The organism is Nocardia sp. CA-145437 (genome assembly GCF_050956485.1).
Classification (GTDB): Bacteria; Actinomycetota; Actinomycetes; order Mycobacteriales; family Mycobacteriaceae; genus Nocardia.
The window spans coordinates 6,237,487-6,250,860 of sequence record NZ_CP191204.1 but is presented as its reverse complement, the minus strand read 5'-3'; the positions used below and the strand labels follow the sequence as shown (position 1 = coordinate 6,250,860).

15 protein-coding genes are annotated in these 13,374 nt (G+C 68.6%); 8 read left to right on the top strand and 7 right to left on the bottom strand.

Annotation, left to right across the window (positions count from 1 at the left end; all coding sequences use genetic code 11):
- Positions 1-49 precede the first annotated feature (49 nt).
- On the top strand, positions 50-1,441 hold the full coding sequence (locus ACQPYY_RS29100) for a cystathionine beta-synthase (protein WP_433591735.1): 1,392 nt from the start codon (positions 50-52) through the stop codon (positions 1,439-1,441).
- A gap of 115 nt (positions 1,442-1,556) precedes the next feature.
- Here ACQPYY_RS29100 and ACQPYY_RS29095 read toward each other — a convergent pair whose 3' ends face one another.
- Complete coding sequence (locus ACQPYY_RS29095) at positions 1,557-2,156, bottom strand: HD domain-containing phosphohydrolase (protein ID WP_433591734.1); 600 nt, start codon at positions 2,154-2,156, stop codon at positions 1,557-1,559.
- An 859-nt stretch (positions 2,157-3,015) separates the two neighbouring features.
- Here ACQPYY_RS29095 and ACQPYY_RS29090 point away from each other — a divergent pair.
- Both ACQPYY_RS29090 and ACQPYY_RS29085 read left to right on the top strand, forming a co-directional pair.
- Entirely contained in the window at positions 3,016-3,663 is a 648-nt protein-coding gene (locus tag ACQPYY_RS29090) for a transglycosylase SLT domain-containing protein (RefSeq protein ID WP_433591733.1), read from the top strand.
- A gap of 185 nt (positions 3,664-3,848) precedes the next feature.
- Positions 3,849-5,051, top strand: coding sequence for a mechanosensitive ion channel family protein (locus ACQPYY_RS29085; RefSeq protein ID WP_433591732.1), 1,203 nt, complete (start codon positions 3,849-3,851; stop codon positions 5,049-5,051).
- A gap of 86 nt (positions 5,052-5,137) precedes the next feature.
- On the opposite strand, the gene ACQPYY_RS29080 is transcribed toward ACQPYY_RS29085, so the two are convergent.
- Together ACQPYY_RS29080 and ACQPYY_RS29075 are read right to left on the bottom strand one after the other, a co-directional pair.
- Positions 5,138-5,485, bottom strand: a complete 348-nt coding sequence (locus ACQPYY_RS29080; protein WP_379093312.1) for a DUF6401 family natural product biosynthesis protein — start codon at positions 5,483-5,485, stop codon at positions 5,138-5,140.
- Positions 5,486-5,559: 74 nt separating this feature from the next.
- Complete coding sequence (locus tag ACQPYY_RS29075) at positions 5,560-6,735, bottom strand: acyl-CoA dehydrogenase family protein (RefSeq protein ID WP_379093315.1); 1,176 nt, start codon at positions 6,733-6,735, stop codon at positions 5,560-5,562.
- Positions 6,736-6,830: 95 nt separating this feature from the next.
- Here ACQPYY_RS29075 and ACQPYY_RS29070 point away from each other — a divergent pair, with 95 nt between their 5' ends.
- Complete coding sequence (locus ACQPYY_RS29070; protein WP_433591731.1) at positions 6,831-7,976, top strand: cystathionine gamma-synthase; 1,146 nt, start codon at positions 6,831-6,833, stop codon at positions 7,974-7,976.
- 200 nt (positions 7,977-8,176) lie between these two features.
- Here the strand turns inward: ACQPYY_RS29070 and greA are convergent, their stop codons facing one another.
- Together greA and ACQPYY_RS29060 are read right to left on the bottom strand one after the other, a co-directional pair.
- Positions 8,177-8,668, bottom strand: coding sequence for a transcription elongation factor GreA (gene greA, locus ACQPYY_RS29065; protein WP_357280179.1), 492 nt, complete (start codon positions 8,666-8,668; stop codon positions 8,177-8,179).
- 247 nt (positions 8,669-8,915) lie between these two features.
- Positions 8,916-9,332 (bottom strand): DUF4307 domain-containing protein, encoded by a 417-nt coding sequence (locus tag ACQPYY_RS29060; RefSeq protein ID WP_379093321.1) that lies wholly within the window; start codon positions 9,330-9,332, stop codon positions 8,916-8,918.
- 173 nt (positions 9,333-9,505) lie between these two features.
- Between ACQPYY_RS29060 and mca the strand changes: the two genes are divergently transcribed.
- The 3 genes from mca to ACQPYY_RS29045 all read left to right on the top strand — a co-directional run bounded on the left by mca (position 9,506) and on the right by ACQPYY_RS29045 (position 11,704).
- A complete protein-coding gene (gene mca, locus ACQPYY_RS29055) occupies positions 9,506-10,387 on the top strand; it encodes a mycothiol conjugate amidase Mca (RefSeq protein WP_379095762.1) in 882 nt (293 codons plus the stop codon).
- Positions 10,387-10,674 (top strand): hypothetical protein, encoded by a 288-nt coding sequence (locus ACQPYY_RS29050; protein ID WP_379095766.1) that lies wholly within the window; start codon positions 10,387-10,389, stop codon positions 10,672-10,674. The genes mca and ACQPYY_RS29050 overlap by 1 nt, the downstream gene beginning before the upstream one ends.
- A 130-nt stretch (positions 10,675-10,804) precedes the next feature.
- The gene (locus tag ACQPYY_RS29045; RefSeq protein WP_433591730.1) at positions 10,805-11,704 is read left to right on the top strand and encodes an alpha/beta hydrolase; all 900 of its coding nucleotides are present in this window, start codon (positions 10,805-10,807) and stop codon (positions 11,702-11,704) included.
- Between the two features lie 28 nt (positions 11,705-11,732).
- On the opposite strand, the gene ACQPYY_RS29040 is transcribed toward ACQPYY_RS29045, so the two are convergent.
- Positions 11,733-12,200: a VOC family protein gene (locus ACQPYY_RS29040; protein WP_433591729.1), complete on the bottom strand. Its 468-nt coding sequence runs from the start codon at positions 12,198-12,200 to the stop codon at positions 11,733-11,735.
- A 124-nt stretch (positions 12,201-12,324) separates the two neighbouring features.
- Positions 12,325-13,020 carry a hypothetical protein gene (locus ACQPYY_RS29035; protein ID WP_433591728.1) on the bottom strand — a complete coding sequence of 232 codons (696 nt, stop codon included), beginning with the start codon at positions 13,018-13,020 and terminating at the stop codon, positions 12,325-12,327.
- Positions 13,021-13,160: 140 nt separating this feature from the next.
- Between ACQPYY_RS29035 and ACQPYY_RS29030 the strand changes: the two genes are divergently transcribed.
- Positions 13,161-13,370: a hypothetical protein gene (locus ACQPYY_RS29030; protein WP_433591727.1), complete on the top strand. Its 210-nt coding sequence runs from the start codon at positions 13,161-13,163 to the stop codon at positions 13,368-13,370.
- The last annotated feature ends 4 nt before the right edge of the window (positions 13,371-13,374 follow it).

The following is a 13,374-nucleotide window of genomic DNA, read 5'->3' as shown; positions in this document are numbered from 1 at the left end:
CGCCGACGTGCGCGAAGGCCCGCATCTCCTTTCTGCAACGATGATGGGTATGCGCATCGCTAACCATGTCGTCGATCTGATCGGAAACACCCCGCTCGTCCGGTTGAACTCCGTGGTGGGGCCGAACTCGGGACTGGTGGCGGCGAAGGTCGAGTACCTCAACCCGGGCGGCAGCTCGAAGGACCGCATCGCCGTCAAGATGATCGACGCCGCCGAGAAGGCCGGGCTGCTGAAGCCCGGCGGCACGATCGTCGAACCGACCTCCGGCAATACCGGTGTGGGCCTGGCCCTGGTCGCGCAGCAGCGCGGCTACAAGACCGTGTTCGTCTGCCCGGACAAGGTCAGCGAGGACAAGCGCAACGTGCTGCGCGCCTACGGCGCCGAGGTCGTGGTCTGCCCGACCGCGGTCGCGCCGGAGGACCCGGACAGCTACTACAACGTCTCCGACCGCCTGGTCCGGGAGATCCCGGGCGCCTGGAAGCCGGACCAGTACTCCAACCCGGGCGGGCCGGAATCGCACTACGAGACCACCGGTCCCGAGATCTGGCGCGACACCGAGGGCAAGATCACCCACTTCGTGGCGGGCGTCGGCACCGGCGGCACCATCACCGGCACCGGCCGCTACCTCAAGGAGATCTCCGGCGGCAAGGTCAAGATCGTCGGAGCGGATCCGGAGGGCTCGGTCTACTCCGGCGGCACCGGTCGCCCGTACCTGGTCGAGGGTGTCGGTGAGGACTTCTGGCCGACCGCCTACGACCCGGCCATCCCGGACGAGATCATCGCCGTCTCCGACGCCGACTCCTTCGAGATGACCCGCCGCCTGGCCCGCGAGGAGGGCCTGCTGGTCGGCGGCTCCTGCGGCATGGCGGTCGTCGCGGCGCTCAAGGTCGCCGAGCGGGATCCGGACGCCGTGGTGGTCGTGCTGCTGCCGGACGGCGGCCGCGGCTACCTGTCGAAGATCTTCAACGACCAGTGGATGAGCTCCTACGGCTTCCTGCGCTCGCGCCTGGACGGCACCACCGGCGGCGAGGTGCACGTGGGCGACGTGCTGCGCGGCAAGTCCGGCGAACTGCCGGACCTGGTGCACACCCACCCGCAGGAGACCCTGCGCGACGCCATCGAGATCCTGCGCGAGTACGGCGTCTCGCAGATGCCGGTCGTCGGCGCGGAGCCGCCGGTGATGGCGGGCGAGGTCGCGGGCTCGGTCACCGAGCGCGATCTGCTGTCGGCCGTGTTCGAGGGCCGCGCCAAGCTCACCGACCCGGTCTCGATGCACATGAGCCCGGCCTTCCCGCTGATCGGTGCGGGCGAGCTGGTCTCGGCCGCGACCAAGCTGCTCGAGAGCACCGACGCCCTGATGGTGGTCGACGACGGCAAGCCGGTCGGCGTCATCACCCGCCACGACCTGCTGGGCTTCCTGAGCACCGACACGCCGGTCTAGCCGACCGCGAAGTCTCACCCGCCCGCCGAAACTTTCACGGTTCCGGCGGGCGGTTCGCTGTCCAAGGGCGCACCCCGCCCATATCGGTTGATCCACCTATCCCCGACGGGCCGGTTCAGCCGGGCAGCAGCCCGTGACCGCGTGCGGCCAGGCGCAGCCCGTGGACCTCGCGTTCGGTGAGTCCGCACAGGTATTCGGCGCGTGCGGCCTCGGCGGACAGGTGGCGGCGGCCTCGCTGGGTTTGTGCGCGAGTCGGCGCGGGCGGTTCGGTCATGGCGGCGAACACGTCGGCGGCCGCCGGCAGCCGCGCCACGGTGGACAGGTCGTGAACGCGCAAGCCGCGGTGGTGGCCGCTGCCGTCGAGCCGTTCGTGACGCCCGGCGGCGACCTCGGCCAGTTGGTGAGTGGGGGAGCGGCGCAGGACCCGTTCGGTCCAATAGTTTTGCGGTCGAACCCTTTCCAGTTCGCTGTGGCCGAGTGGGCCGGGGTGTTCCAGATCGATCCGGAGACGGCAGCGCGGCCGAGTTCGCCTGCGGCGTCGGCGAGTTCGGCCGTGTGCACCGAATGTCCCAGCAGAGAGCGGCCTTTCAGATCCGCCACGGTCGACAGGGACCGGAACAGATGATCGCGGTCCCGCGGCCGGATCGCGGTGGGCAGCCCGGGTTCTGTGCTCACCACCGCGGTCAGCGGGCCCGGTTGGTCCGGCCCGCTCCACATGGCGTCTTGGTCGGCGGCGAACACCACAACCAGGTCGGGATCCAGGTGCCCGCCCGGCGGCCCCGAGCAGCGCGGAGTGGAAGGCCACCCGTCGAGCGGCCTCGGCCAGGCGTAGCTGGGCGGCGTCGGCAACCAGGCAGGCCGGCAGAACCTTCTCGAACGGCCTTTCCGGTGGCCGGATCGGTGCGGGACAGGGCCGCCGGCACTTCGGTGACCAGGGTGGATGCCATGTTCCGACCCCATCCGCGCGGTACTTCGTTGCGAGGTCTTTATCTGCCGTGAGAATTGTGACGTGTGTGATTTGAGTTAACTACTGTGATTTGCTGGACCGTTACCAAAGGGAGCCGAAACGCCGGTGGAACGCCGCGAAATATGCCAAATGTCGGTATATCGCGATCCGAGGGCGAAATTGTTCTGTGATCTGAAACACTTAATGGTTTTAATTGAATCACCAGGTCATCGCTTGTATTGATGCAGGTCCAAGGCGTGTACCTGAACCGGATTCATCTGTCGTTAACCTTTGATTCAGTCTGCGTTCACTATGCGCTATCAAGCTGTGACCTTGTCGGAAACAGACCGCAAGTCTGGATGGCGCAAGGAGATGTGAACACACATGCGGAACGTGATCACCACATCGGTGCGCTGAGGCTCACGGCCGGGAGGCCGTCACCCTCGCTGCCGCCCTCTAGGTAGGGCGCCAACTCCATTGACCCGTAACGGGTTTCACAACAGCATCCACAACAGCCCGCAGTGTGCAGGTGAGCGTCGGTAGACGCCCGCGTGACCAAGCGCTGCCATTTCAGGCCCGCGAGCCCGAAACCGAACAGGAATCCAAATTCGCCATGCCCAAGAATGTTATGTCTGCTCTCAGTGACCCTGCCAAACGTAGCAAGGTAGTTGCCACCGCTCGGACGGCCGGTGCCGCCGCTCTCGCCCTCGGCGTGTTCGGCTCCATCTTCACCGCCGCCGGCGCCGCGAACGGCGACGTCGAGCCCGCTGCGCTGAAGCAGACCCTGGCCGCCGCCACCGCGCCCGCCGCGACCGTCAAGTTCGCGTCGGCCGGCGAGCACCCCGCCGTGGCTCCGGCCCCGGCCGCGGCTCCGGCCCCCATGCCGGCCCCGCTGCCCGAGGTGGCCCCGGCGCCCGCTCCCGAGCCGGCTCCCGCCCCCGCGCCGCCGGTCTACGCCGACAACCTGGACGGCTGGATCCGCCAGGCGCTGGACATCATGGCTCAGCGCGGCATCCCGGGCAGCTACGACGGCATCTTCCGCAACATCATCCGGGAGTCCAGCGGCAACCCGCAGGCGATCAACCTGTACGACTCGAACGCCGCCATGGGCATCCCGTCCAAGGGCCTGCTGCAGGTGATCGACCCGACCTTCGCCGCCTACCACGTCGACGGCACCCCGTTCGACGTCTGGGATCCGGTCGCCAACATCGTGGCCGCCTGCAACTACGCGGCGCACCGCTACGGCTCGATGGACAACGTCAACAGCGCGTACTGATCCACCGACGACACCACGATGGCCCGCCCGATGAGGGGCGGGCCATTCGTCGTATTCGGGCGGTTGTCCGATCCGATTGGGCAACACTTTCGCAAACAGCCGGATCCGGCGATCGACTCGGCGTATAACGGCCCCGTGGAGCAGTTCCGGCACCCGGCCGGAACAGATAGCGAAGGGACGGGGTCATGCACACCTCGAGTTCGGCTATCGATATCCAGATCGGGCGAGGACTCTCCGACGCGTGGAGTTCCATCGCCACCTGGCTGCCCAAATTCGTCGGGTTCCTGGTCATCCTGCTCATCGGCTGGTTCGTCGCGAAACTCGTGGCCCGGCTGGTGACCCGAATCCTGCACCGAGTCGGCTTCGATCGCCTGGTCGAACGCGGCGGCATCAAGGAGATGCTCGCCCGTGGCCGCTACGACGCCACCGGCATCATCGCCAAGCTGGCGTACTACGCGGTCCTGTTGATCACCCTGCAACTCGGCTTCGGCGTCTTCGGCCCGAATCCGGTGAGCACCATGCTCAACGCGGTCGTGGCCTGGCTGCCGCGACTGGCCGTCGGCATCATCATCGTCTGCATCGCCGGCGCCATCGCCCGCGTCGTCCAGGACATGGTGTCGAACATGCTGAGCGGCCTGGACTACGGCCGCATGCTGGGACGCATTGCGGCCGTGTTCATCTGGGGCATCGGCATCATCGCGGCGCTCAATCAGATCGGCGTCGGCACCTCGGTCACCATGCCGATCCTCATCACCGTCCTGGCCACCGTGGGCGGCATCCTCGTCGTCGGTATCGGCGGCGGTCTGATCCGGCCCATGCAGCAGCGCTGGTCGGGCTGGCTGGACACCATCGAGGGCGAGATGCCCGAGGTGAAGGGCCACGCCCAGGCGTATCAGCGCGGCCGCGAGGACGCCGCGCGCCAGCGTCAGGCCCAAGAGGCCATGGCCGCGCAACGGGCCGCCATGGCGCAGCAGCCGACCATGGCGGGCCAGGGCATGGGCCAGATGCCTCCGGGCAAATGGGCCGAACCCGGCAGTAGTGCAATGGGATACGGACAGCAGGGGTATCAGCAGGGCGGGTATCAGCAGGGCGGGTACGGGCAGGGCGGCGGCCAGATGCCTCCGCAACAGCCTGGTCAGATGCCCCAGCAACAGTCCGGGCAGATGCCTCCGCCGCAGACCGGGCAGATGCCTCAGCAACAGACCGGTCAGATGCCGGCGCCCGGAACCGGGATGCCGTCACCGCAGAGCGGCCAGATGCCGTCACCGCAGAGCGGCCAGATGCCCTCGCAATCCGGCCGGATGCCCCAGAGCGACCAGCCGACGCCCCCGGCGCAGCGCTCCGAGCGGGGCGACCGGCACGGCGACCAGGATCGCGGCGACATGTAGCCGACGTCTTCCGGGATCAGGGAGCTCTCAGCGTGGAATCTCGTCGATTCCCCGCGCTGACGGCTCCCTGATCTCGTTATCGGGGTTCAGGAGGCGCGGGCGAGGGAGCAGACGGCGGCCAGGCGGAGATGCAGCCAGTCGGCGTCCTGCCAGTCCAGGGGAGAGCGCGGGAGGGCGATCTGTTCGGCCTCCCGGAGGTCCTCGAGGATGCCGCGGGCGTACCCGGCGAGCAGCACGCTGACCGGGACCAGGTTGGAGTTCTCCACGCCCAGGTCGAGGATGTCGCGGACGGCGGCGGCGTGCTGGTCGATGACCGCGCTGACGCCGGGGAAGACCGCTGCGGCTTCCAGGGCGGGGGCTCCGTGGGTGCGCTGCAGTCGATTCAGGGTTTTACGCGCCGAGACGACGAGCAAAGCGGAGCCGGGCACAAACACCCGGCGATGCTAGCAACCCGCCCGCGGCGCGCGGATCGAGTGTGATATATCACGCATTCGTCCGGAAGTCCCGCTCAGCGGAAGGCTTTCGAGCCGGTGAGCGCCTCGCCCAGCACCAGCTGGTGCACCTCCGCGGTGCCCTCGTAGGTGAGCACGGACTCGAGGTTGTTGGCGTGCCGAAGCACCGGGTACTCGAGGGTGATGCCGTTCGCGCCCAGGATGGTCCGGCATTCCCGCGCGATCCTGATGGCCTCACGGGTGCTGTTCAGCTTGCCCGCGCTGATCTGCTCAGTGGAGATCACGTGCCGGTCCTTGAGCCGTCCGAGGTGCACGGCCAGCAGTTCGCCCTTGCCGAGTTCGAGCGCCATGTCGGCGAGCTTGGCCTGGGTGAGCTGGTAGGCGGCGAGGGGCTTGTCGAAAACCTCGCGGGTTCGTGAGTATTCGATCGCGGCGGACAGGCAGTCGCGGGCCGCGCCGAGCGCGCCGAAGATGATCCCGAACCGCGCCTCCGACAGGCAGCCCAGCGGCGCGGCCAGGCCCCGCGCCTCGGGCAGCTGGGCGTCGGCGGGCAGCCGGACGCCGTCGAGAGCGAGTTCCGCGGTGATCGAAGCCCGCAGGGACAGTTTGTGTTTCATCTCCCGGGCGCTGAATCCCGGTGTGTCCGTGGGCACCACGAACCCGCGGATCACATCCCGCTCGCCCTCGCGCGACTGCGCCCACACGATGGCGATATCGGCCACCGACCCGTTGGTGATCCACATCTTCGAACCGTCGAGGATCCAGTCGTCCCCGTCGCGTCGCGCCCGCGTCCGCATGCCGCCCGGATTGGATCCGAAGTCGGGTTCGGTGAGCCCGAAGCAGCCGATCACCCGCCCGGCCGCCATCTCCGGCAGCCACCGCAGCTTCTGCTCCTCGGACCCGTACTTGTGGATGGCGGTCATGGCCAGCGACCCCTGCACCGACACCATGCTGCGCACCCCGGAGTCGACGGCCTCCAACTCCAGGCAGGCCAGCCCGTACGCCGTCGCCGAGGTGCCGGCGCACCCGTACCCCTCCAGATGCATCCCCAGCAGCCCCAGCTTGCCGAGTTCCGGAGCCAGCTCCCGCGCCGGGAAGGTCCCCTCCTCGAACCATTCGGTCACCCGTGGCCGCAACCGTTCCGCCGCGAACGCGCGCACCGTCTCGCGGATGGCGCGTTCCTCGTCACTGAGCAGGGAGTCGATGGCGAACAGCTCGTCTACGGTGACCATGCGCCCACGATAGGACCGCCCGCGCGACGCCCACAACGCCGCGCCGATACCGACCCGGGGGCGGGGCGGAGCGGCCGCGTCCTTAGGCTGTTCGCATGAGCGATCAGCTGGGTTTCTCCACACGGGCGGTGCACGCCGGGTTCGATCCGGACCCTCAGACCGGTGCGGTGAACGTGCCGATCTACGCGAGTTCGACCTTCGCCCAGGACGGGGTCGGCGGCATGCGCGGCGGCTACGAGTACGCGCGCACCGGCAACCCGACCCGGACCGCGCTGGAGGCCAACCTGGCCGCGCTCGAATCCGGCTCCTACGGGCGGGCTTTCGCCTCCGGTATGGCGGCCACGGACTGCGCGATCCGGGCCAACCTGCGCCCCGGCGACCACATGGTGATCCCGAACGACGCCTACGGCGGCACCTTCCGGCTCATCGACAAGGTGTTCACCCAGTGGGGCATCGAGTACTCGGTCGCGCCGATCTCGGACGTGGACGCGGTGGCCGCGGCCATGCGCCCCAACACCAAGCTGGTGTGGGTGGAGACCCCCACCAACCCGCTGCTGAACGTCGGTGACATCGCGGCGCTGGCCGAGGCCGCCCACGCGGGCGGCGCGAAGCTGGTCGTGGACAACACCTTCGCCTCCCCGTACCTGCAGCAGCCGCTGCTGCTGGGCGCGGACATCGTGCTGCACTCGACCACCAAGTACCTCGGCGGTCACTCCGACGTGGTCGGCGGCGCGCTCATCACCAACGACCAGGAGCTGGACACCAAGTTCGCGTTCCTGCAGAACGGCGCGGGCGCGGTCCCCGGCCCGATGGACGCCTTCCTCACCCTGCGCGGCATCAAGACCCTGGCCCTGCGCATGGACCGGCACTGCGACAACGCCGAGACCATCGCCGAGTTCCTGGCCAACCACCCCAAGATCGCCCAGGTCATCTACCCCGGCCTGCCCGAGCACCCGGGCCACACGGTGGCGCAGAAGCAGATGCGCCGCTTCGGCGGCATGATCTCGGTGCGCGTGCACGGTGGCAAGGAAGCGGCGCTGGACTTCTGCTCCAAGACCAAGATCTTCACCCTGGCCGAGTCCCTCGGCGGCGTGGAATCGCTGATCGAGCACCCGGGCGCGATGACCCACGCCTCGACCGAGGGCTCCGCCCTCGAGGTCCCCGCCGACCTGGTCCGCCTCTCGGTCGGCATCGAGGACATCAGCGACCTCCTCTCCGACATCGAGCAAGCCCTCGCTTGAGTACATGACAAAAGCGAAGCGCCGCACCAAGAATTGGTGCGGCGCTTCGCTTTGTCCGGAACGTGACGACTGATTTCGCAGGGTTCCGGGTAACTCACCGGGTACGACCAAAATCGGTTCGGCTCCCAACGCCGGTGCGGGTGCAGGACCGTCAACGGCTCTCTGCCGCCCGCTGAAGTCGCGGGGAGGCGGGGGAGCTGTCAGCTGTGGTACGGCTCCGCGGAGACCAGGGTCACCTTCATGGTCTTGCCGTTGGGCAGGGTGTATTCGCGGGTGTCGCCGACCTTGGCGTCGATGAGGGCGCCGCCCAACGGGGAGTTGGGGGAGTAGGTCTCGAGGTCGGCGCTGCCGAGGCCCTCTTCGCGGGTGGCGATGAGGAAGGTCTCGGTGTCGGACTCGTCGCCGTCGTAGTAGACCTTGACGACCGAGCCGGGCAGGGCGACGCCGGACTTGGTGGGCGCGACGCCGACCTTGGCGTTGTTCAGCAGTTCCTGCAGCTGGCGGATACGCGCCTCCTGCTGGCCCTGCTCTTCACGCGCCGCGTGGTAACCGCCGTTCTCCTTGAGGTCGCCCTCTTCACGGCGCTCGTTGATTTCGGCCGCGATGACGGGACGGTTGGCGATGAGCGCGCCGAGTTCGCTCGTGAGCCTCTCGTGCGACTCCGGGGTCAGCCAAGTCACGGTCTCAGTCATCTCGATCACTCCCTAGTAGTTGTCCCCGGCAAGCCGGGATTCCCTGATGCCCGCTGCTGAAACCCATCCGGAGATGGGCACACAGCAGCCCTGGACAGCCAGAGCGATCCCTGGGGAGAGTCCCGACAGCGCCGGCCGTCAATGCAGCAAACACGGCTCCGAACGCCGGAACCGTGTATCGCGTCATTTTAGCACGATTTGAAAATGCGCAGGTAGAAGCGTCAATGCGGGTCGCATACCCGACTTTTCACCCGGCGCGCAGGTAGGCCGGCACATGCTCGGTGCAGCCGTACACATTGGCCGCGCCGGCCCGGCGGGCGGTCTTGATCGTGGTGTCCATGCGGACGGTGCCGGCGTCGGAGCCGGGAACCAGGATCTCGCGGCGGCCGACCTCGTCGGTGTCGCCGTCCATGGCGCGCACGATGCAGGCGACCGCGGTGCCGGGATCCTTGCGAGTCACCTTGAAGTCGATGGTGACGGTGGAGTCGTCGACGACGGTGTAGCCGAGGCGTTCCGGTTCGATGTCCTGCGGCCCGTAGGTGCGGAAGCCCAGGTAGGCGACCACGAGTCCGCCGACGAGGACGATCGGTCCGAGGGCCCAGGGCAGCCAGCGGCGGTTCTTCCGCGGCTTTATCCCGTACCTGTCGGCCGGTCTTTCGCTCATGTCGGGGACGCTCCCGGGGGGTAGGTCGGAACAAACAACGATCGGATGGAACTATAGGGAATGGATATCCGATGCCTGTGTCCGGACTCGGCACGTGCCAGTTGACGCAGCGCGACGCTACGAGGTGAAAACGTGATCGGTGAGGTGAACGAGAAGTGAGTGGTCTTCGCCTCATGGCGGTGCACGCCCATCCCGACGACGAATCCAGCAAGGGCGCGGCCACCACCGCGCGCTATGCCGCCGAAGGCAACGAGGTGCTGGTCGTCACCCTCACCGGTGGGGAGCGCGGCGACATTCTGAACCCCGCCATGGACACCCCCGGCATCAAGGACCGCATCACCGAGGTCCGCCGCGAGGAGATGGCCGCCGCCGCCGAGGCGCTGGGCGTCCGCCAGACCTGGCTGGGTTTCGTGGATTCCGGTCTGCCGGAAGGTGATCCGCTGCCGCCGCTGCCCGAGGGCTGCTTCGCGCTGGTGCCGCTGGCGGAGGCCGCCGAGGCGCTGGTGCGGGTGGTGCGCGAGTTCCGGCCGCACGTCATCACCACTTATGACGAGATGGGCGGCTACCCGCACCCGGACCACATCATGTGCCACCAGGTGTCGGTCGCGGCCTTCGAGGCCGCCGGCGATCCGGAGCGGTTCCCCGACGCGGGTGAGCCCTGGACGCCGCTGAAGCTGTACTACGACCACGGCTTCAGCCTGGCCCGGCTCGAGGTCTTCGCCGCCGAGTACGAGCGCATCGGCGAACCGTTCCCCATGCAGGAGTGGATGGACCGGATGCGCAAGTACGCCGCCGAGCGCGGCGACATCATGGCCCGGGTGACCACCCAGGTCGAGTGCGCCAAGTACTTCCCGGCGCGGGACGACGCGCTGCGCGCCCACGCCACCCAGATCGACCCCAATGGCGCCTTCTTCGCGGTGCCGACGGAGATGCAGCAGCGGCTGTGGCCGACCGAGGAGTTCGAGCTGGCCAAGACCCGCGTCAAGACCGCGATCCCGGAGACCGACCTGTTCGCGGGCATCGACGACGCCGACACCGAGGACGCCGCCCGATGATGCTCACCCTGCTCGCCCAGACCAACAATTCGCCCACCGGCCCGGAGTTCGGCAAGGCGTCCCCGCTGGGTCTGGTGATCGTGCTGGTGTTGCTGGCGGGCACCATCCTGCTCATCCGGAACATGAACAAGCACATCAAGAACCTGCCCGCCGAGTTCTCCCCGGAGCACCCGGAGGCGGATCAGGAAGCCGACGAGGGCACCGAGCACGGGATCGCCGCGCAGGAGGACGACGACGCGTCGCCGCGCAGCGAGTCCAAGCCGGAAGCCACCAACGGCACGGCCTGATCCGACGATGTGCAGTGCCCCCGGTCGATGGACCGGGGGCGCTGTCGTTTCCCACGCCCGGAACAATTCCGGTCACGCTGCCGTTTCCGCTCCGGAGAGCGAAACAGCCGGAGTGGAAAGGGAAATCGCGATGCCGAGCCCGGAGATGCGCGAGTTCATCGAACAGTTCGAGCAGCGCCGGGCAGCCCGGCCCGACACCCCGCCGGCCCTGGCGGAACTCCGAGCCGGGTTCCTGCCCGCGGGCCGGAAGTACGCGGTTCCCGATGATGTTCGGGTGAGCGCGGTGTCGGCGGCGGGCGTCCCCGCGTACTGGCTGGACGCGCCGGGCACCTCGCCGGACCGGGTGCTGGTGTACGTGCACGGTGGCGGTTTCACGCTGGGCTCGCTCGACAGTCACGGCGAGTTGGCGGCGCGGCTGGGCCGGGCGGCCGGGGCGCGGGTGCTGTTCCCGGAATACCGGCTGACGCCCGAGTACCCGTATCCGGCGCCGGTCGAGGACATTCGCGCGCTGTGGCGCTGGTTGCGGGAGGACCAGGGCGTCGCCGCGAGTTCCATTGCGCTGGCGGGTGATTCGTCAGGCGGCAATCTGGTGGCGGCGCTGCTGCTGGAGTTGCGCGATGCCGGGGCGGAGCTGCCCGCGGCGGCGGTGCTGCTCTCGCCCGCGTTGGATATGAGCGGGTCCGGGGTCTCCATGACCGAGCGTGACGGGCAGGACGCGATTTTCACGCCGGGCATGCTGCGCGGGATCTTCGCGACCTATCTGGACGGCGCGGATCCGCGGATTCCTTCGGCCTCACCGCTTTTCGGGGATCTGACCGGGTTGCCTCCGTTGCTGATCCAGGCCGGGACGGCCGAACTGCTGCTCAGTGATGCCGAGGGCTTCGCGGCCGCCGCGCGTGAGGCGGGCGTGGAGGTGGCGTTGACGTTGGGGGAGGGTCTCCCGCACGTCTACGTGATCATGCGGGACACCCCGGAAGCGGCCGCGGCCACCGAGGAGATCGCGGCCTTCGTGCGCAAGCGCCTGGGATGAGCCGGTCCCGGTCCGGAGTCGCCGGGTTCTACTCCAGGGTCGGCTGGTCGTAGCGGGTGAATCCGCCCTTGCCGTCGGTGTCCACGCCGAGGAATCGCCCGGCGTGGAAGGGATTGTTGGCGAGGAGCCGGACCACCGTGTTGTCGGGATCGAAGAGGTCGAGGACCGCGCCGTAATCGCCGCGGTCGAAGACCTCACCGCGGGTGTAGTCGAGTTCGTCGGCGCGGGCGGCGAACGCGTGCAGGTCGTCGACGGAGTCGACTTCCAGCGCGAAGGCGTCGAAGCCGCCGAGATCCGGTTGCCCGGCGCAGTATTCGCGTTCACGCAGCGCGATGCCGAATCCGCTGGGGTGCATGAGCTGCGCGCCGCGCAGTTCGCCCTCTTCGCGGAATTCCCCGGCCAGGCGCAGGTCGAGGAGGTCGGTGTACCAGGCGACGCTGCGCGCCAGGTCGCTGACCGGCAGCTTGACGTGGCGGATGCGGACGAGTCCGGCCATGGGTGGCTCCTGATTCGGTGCGCGCGGTGTCGTCGGGCGGGAACCCCGCAAGGATGCCACTTCCCGGCCGCCGTGGCGTGTAATGGCGCCGGACCGGCGGAATGATGGCCGTTACGCCGCCGGGTCAGACCGCCGGGTCGGCGGTGAGGTGGAGGTAGGCGGTGTCGAGGGGGATGTCGACGGCGAACCAGGCGGCCGGGCGGTCGTCGTCGCGCGGGCACCAGGCGGTCGCCACGCACAGGCGGGCGGCCTCGTCGGTGGCCAGGCCGGGCAGGTGCCATTCGATCCGGGCCGGATCCCGGTAGCGGACACCGTATTCGGTGTCGTGGTCGTCTGCGTGGATCTGGTGCGCCCAGCTGCCGGGCATGAGGCGCGCGTCCTCGGCCTGCAGCGCCAGCAGTTCCGAGTCCGGGCCGCCGATACACACCATGAAGTGGTCGTTCTCGATGCTCACCGCCGCGAGGCACTCACCGGTGTCCGGGCCGCTGGTCGTCCCCGCGGGCAGATCGGTCAATTCGGCCGTGAACACCAGTCCCGTCACCGCGCTGTGCGCCTTAACCTGCCAGATCCCGGCCCACAGCGCGACCGGCGCGCCCCCGTCCCAGGCGGGCATCTCGATACTCCCGACCAACAGGTCGACGGTGGCGTCCCGATGCCGCCACCGGTGCAGATGCGACCCGTTCGGCAAGCGCCACAGCGTGTTCGGGCCGGCGGGCAGCAGCTCCGACCCGACGGTGACGCCGAACCCCACGATCCCGAGCGGGGTGTCGATCACGGCGGGACGGCGGTCTACCTGAGCGAGGCGGTCGGTGGGGAGCATGAACCCATCATGCAGGGTGCGTATCGGAGCCCGCTGACCGGTTGCACCCGTTAGTTTTTCGTAAAGGAAATTTCCGGGTGCCCGCCGCGGGATTAGCGTTTGTGATGTCGAACAGCTGCGGTTCCGGGGGGGTGGGGTTGATGGCGGCGGATGTGATCGGCAAGTTCGCGCAGGTGACGGCCGCGATCACCCCCGGCCACCTCGGGGAGGTGTTGATCGAGGTGCGGGCCGGGTCCGAACGGTTCCTGGCGCGCGCCGCCGACAGCGAGTCGACGATTCCCAAGCACGCTCAGGTGCTCGTGGTCGGCAGTCTGGGTGGCCGGACGGTCGAAGTCGTTCCCGTGAAATGAAGGT

Excerpts from the sequence above, each read along its gene's own strand:
- mca (WP_379095762.1), top strand. The coding sequence starts at position 9,506 with ATGGCGGTGCACGCCCATCCCGACGACGAATCCAGCAAGGGCGCGGCC.
- ACQPYY_RS29035 (WP_433591728.1), bottom strand. The coding sequence starts at position 13,020 with ATGCTCCCCACCGACCGCCTCGCTCAGGTAGACCGCCGTCCCGCCGTG.
- ACQPYY_RS29030 (WP_433591727.1), top strand. The coding sequence starts at position 13,161 with ATGGCGGCGGATGTGATCGGCAAGTTCGCGCAGGTGACGGCCGCGATC.
- ACQPYY_RS29100 (WP_433591735.1), top strand. The coding sequence starts at position 50 with ATGCGCATCGCTAACCATGTCGTCGATCTGATCGGAAACACCCCGCTC.
- ACQPYY_RS29040 (WP_433591729.1), bottom strand. The coding sequence starts at position 12,200 with ATGGCCGGACTCGTCCGCATCCGCCACGTCAAGCTGCCGGTCAGCGAC.
- ACQPYY_RS29060 (WP_379093321.1), bottom strand. The coding sequence starts at position 9,332 with ATGAGCGAAAGACCGGCCGACAGGTACGGGATAAAGCCGCGGAAGAAC.
- ACQPYY_RS29050 (WP_379095766.1), top strand. The coding sequence starts at position 10,387 with ATGCTCACCCTGCTCGCCCAGACCAACAATTCGCCCACCGGCCCGGAG.
- greA (WP_357280179.1), bottom strand. The coding sequence starts at position 8,668 with ATGACTGAGACCGTGACTTGGCTGACCCCGGAGTCGCACGAGAGGCTC.
- ACQPYY_RS29090 (WP_433591733.1), top strand. The coding sequence starts at position 3,016 with ATGTCTGCTCTCAGTGACCCTGCCAAACGTAGCAAGGTAGTTGCCACC.
- ACQPYY_RS29045 (WP_433591730.1), top strand. The coding sequence starts at position 10,805 with ATGCCGAGCCCGGAGATGCGCGAGTTCATCGAACAGTTCGAGCAGCGC.
- ACQPYY_RS29070 (WP_433591731.1), top strand. The coding sequence starts at position 6,831 with ATGAGCGATCAGCTGGGTTTCTCCACACGGGCGGTGCACGCCGGGTTC.
- ACQPYY_RS29085 (WP_433591732.1), top strand. The coding sequence starts at position 3,849 with ATGCACACCTCGAGTTCGGCTATCGATATCCAGATCGGGCGAGGACTC.
- ACQPYY_RS29075 (WP_379093315.1), bottom strand. The coding sequence starts at position 6,735 with ATGGTCACCGTAGACGAGCTGTTCGCCATCGACTCCCTGCTCAGTGAC.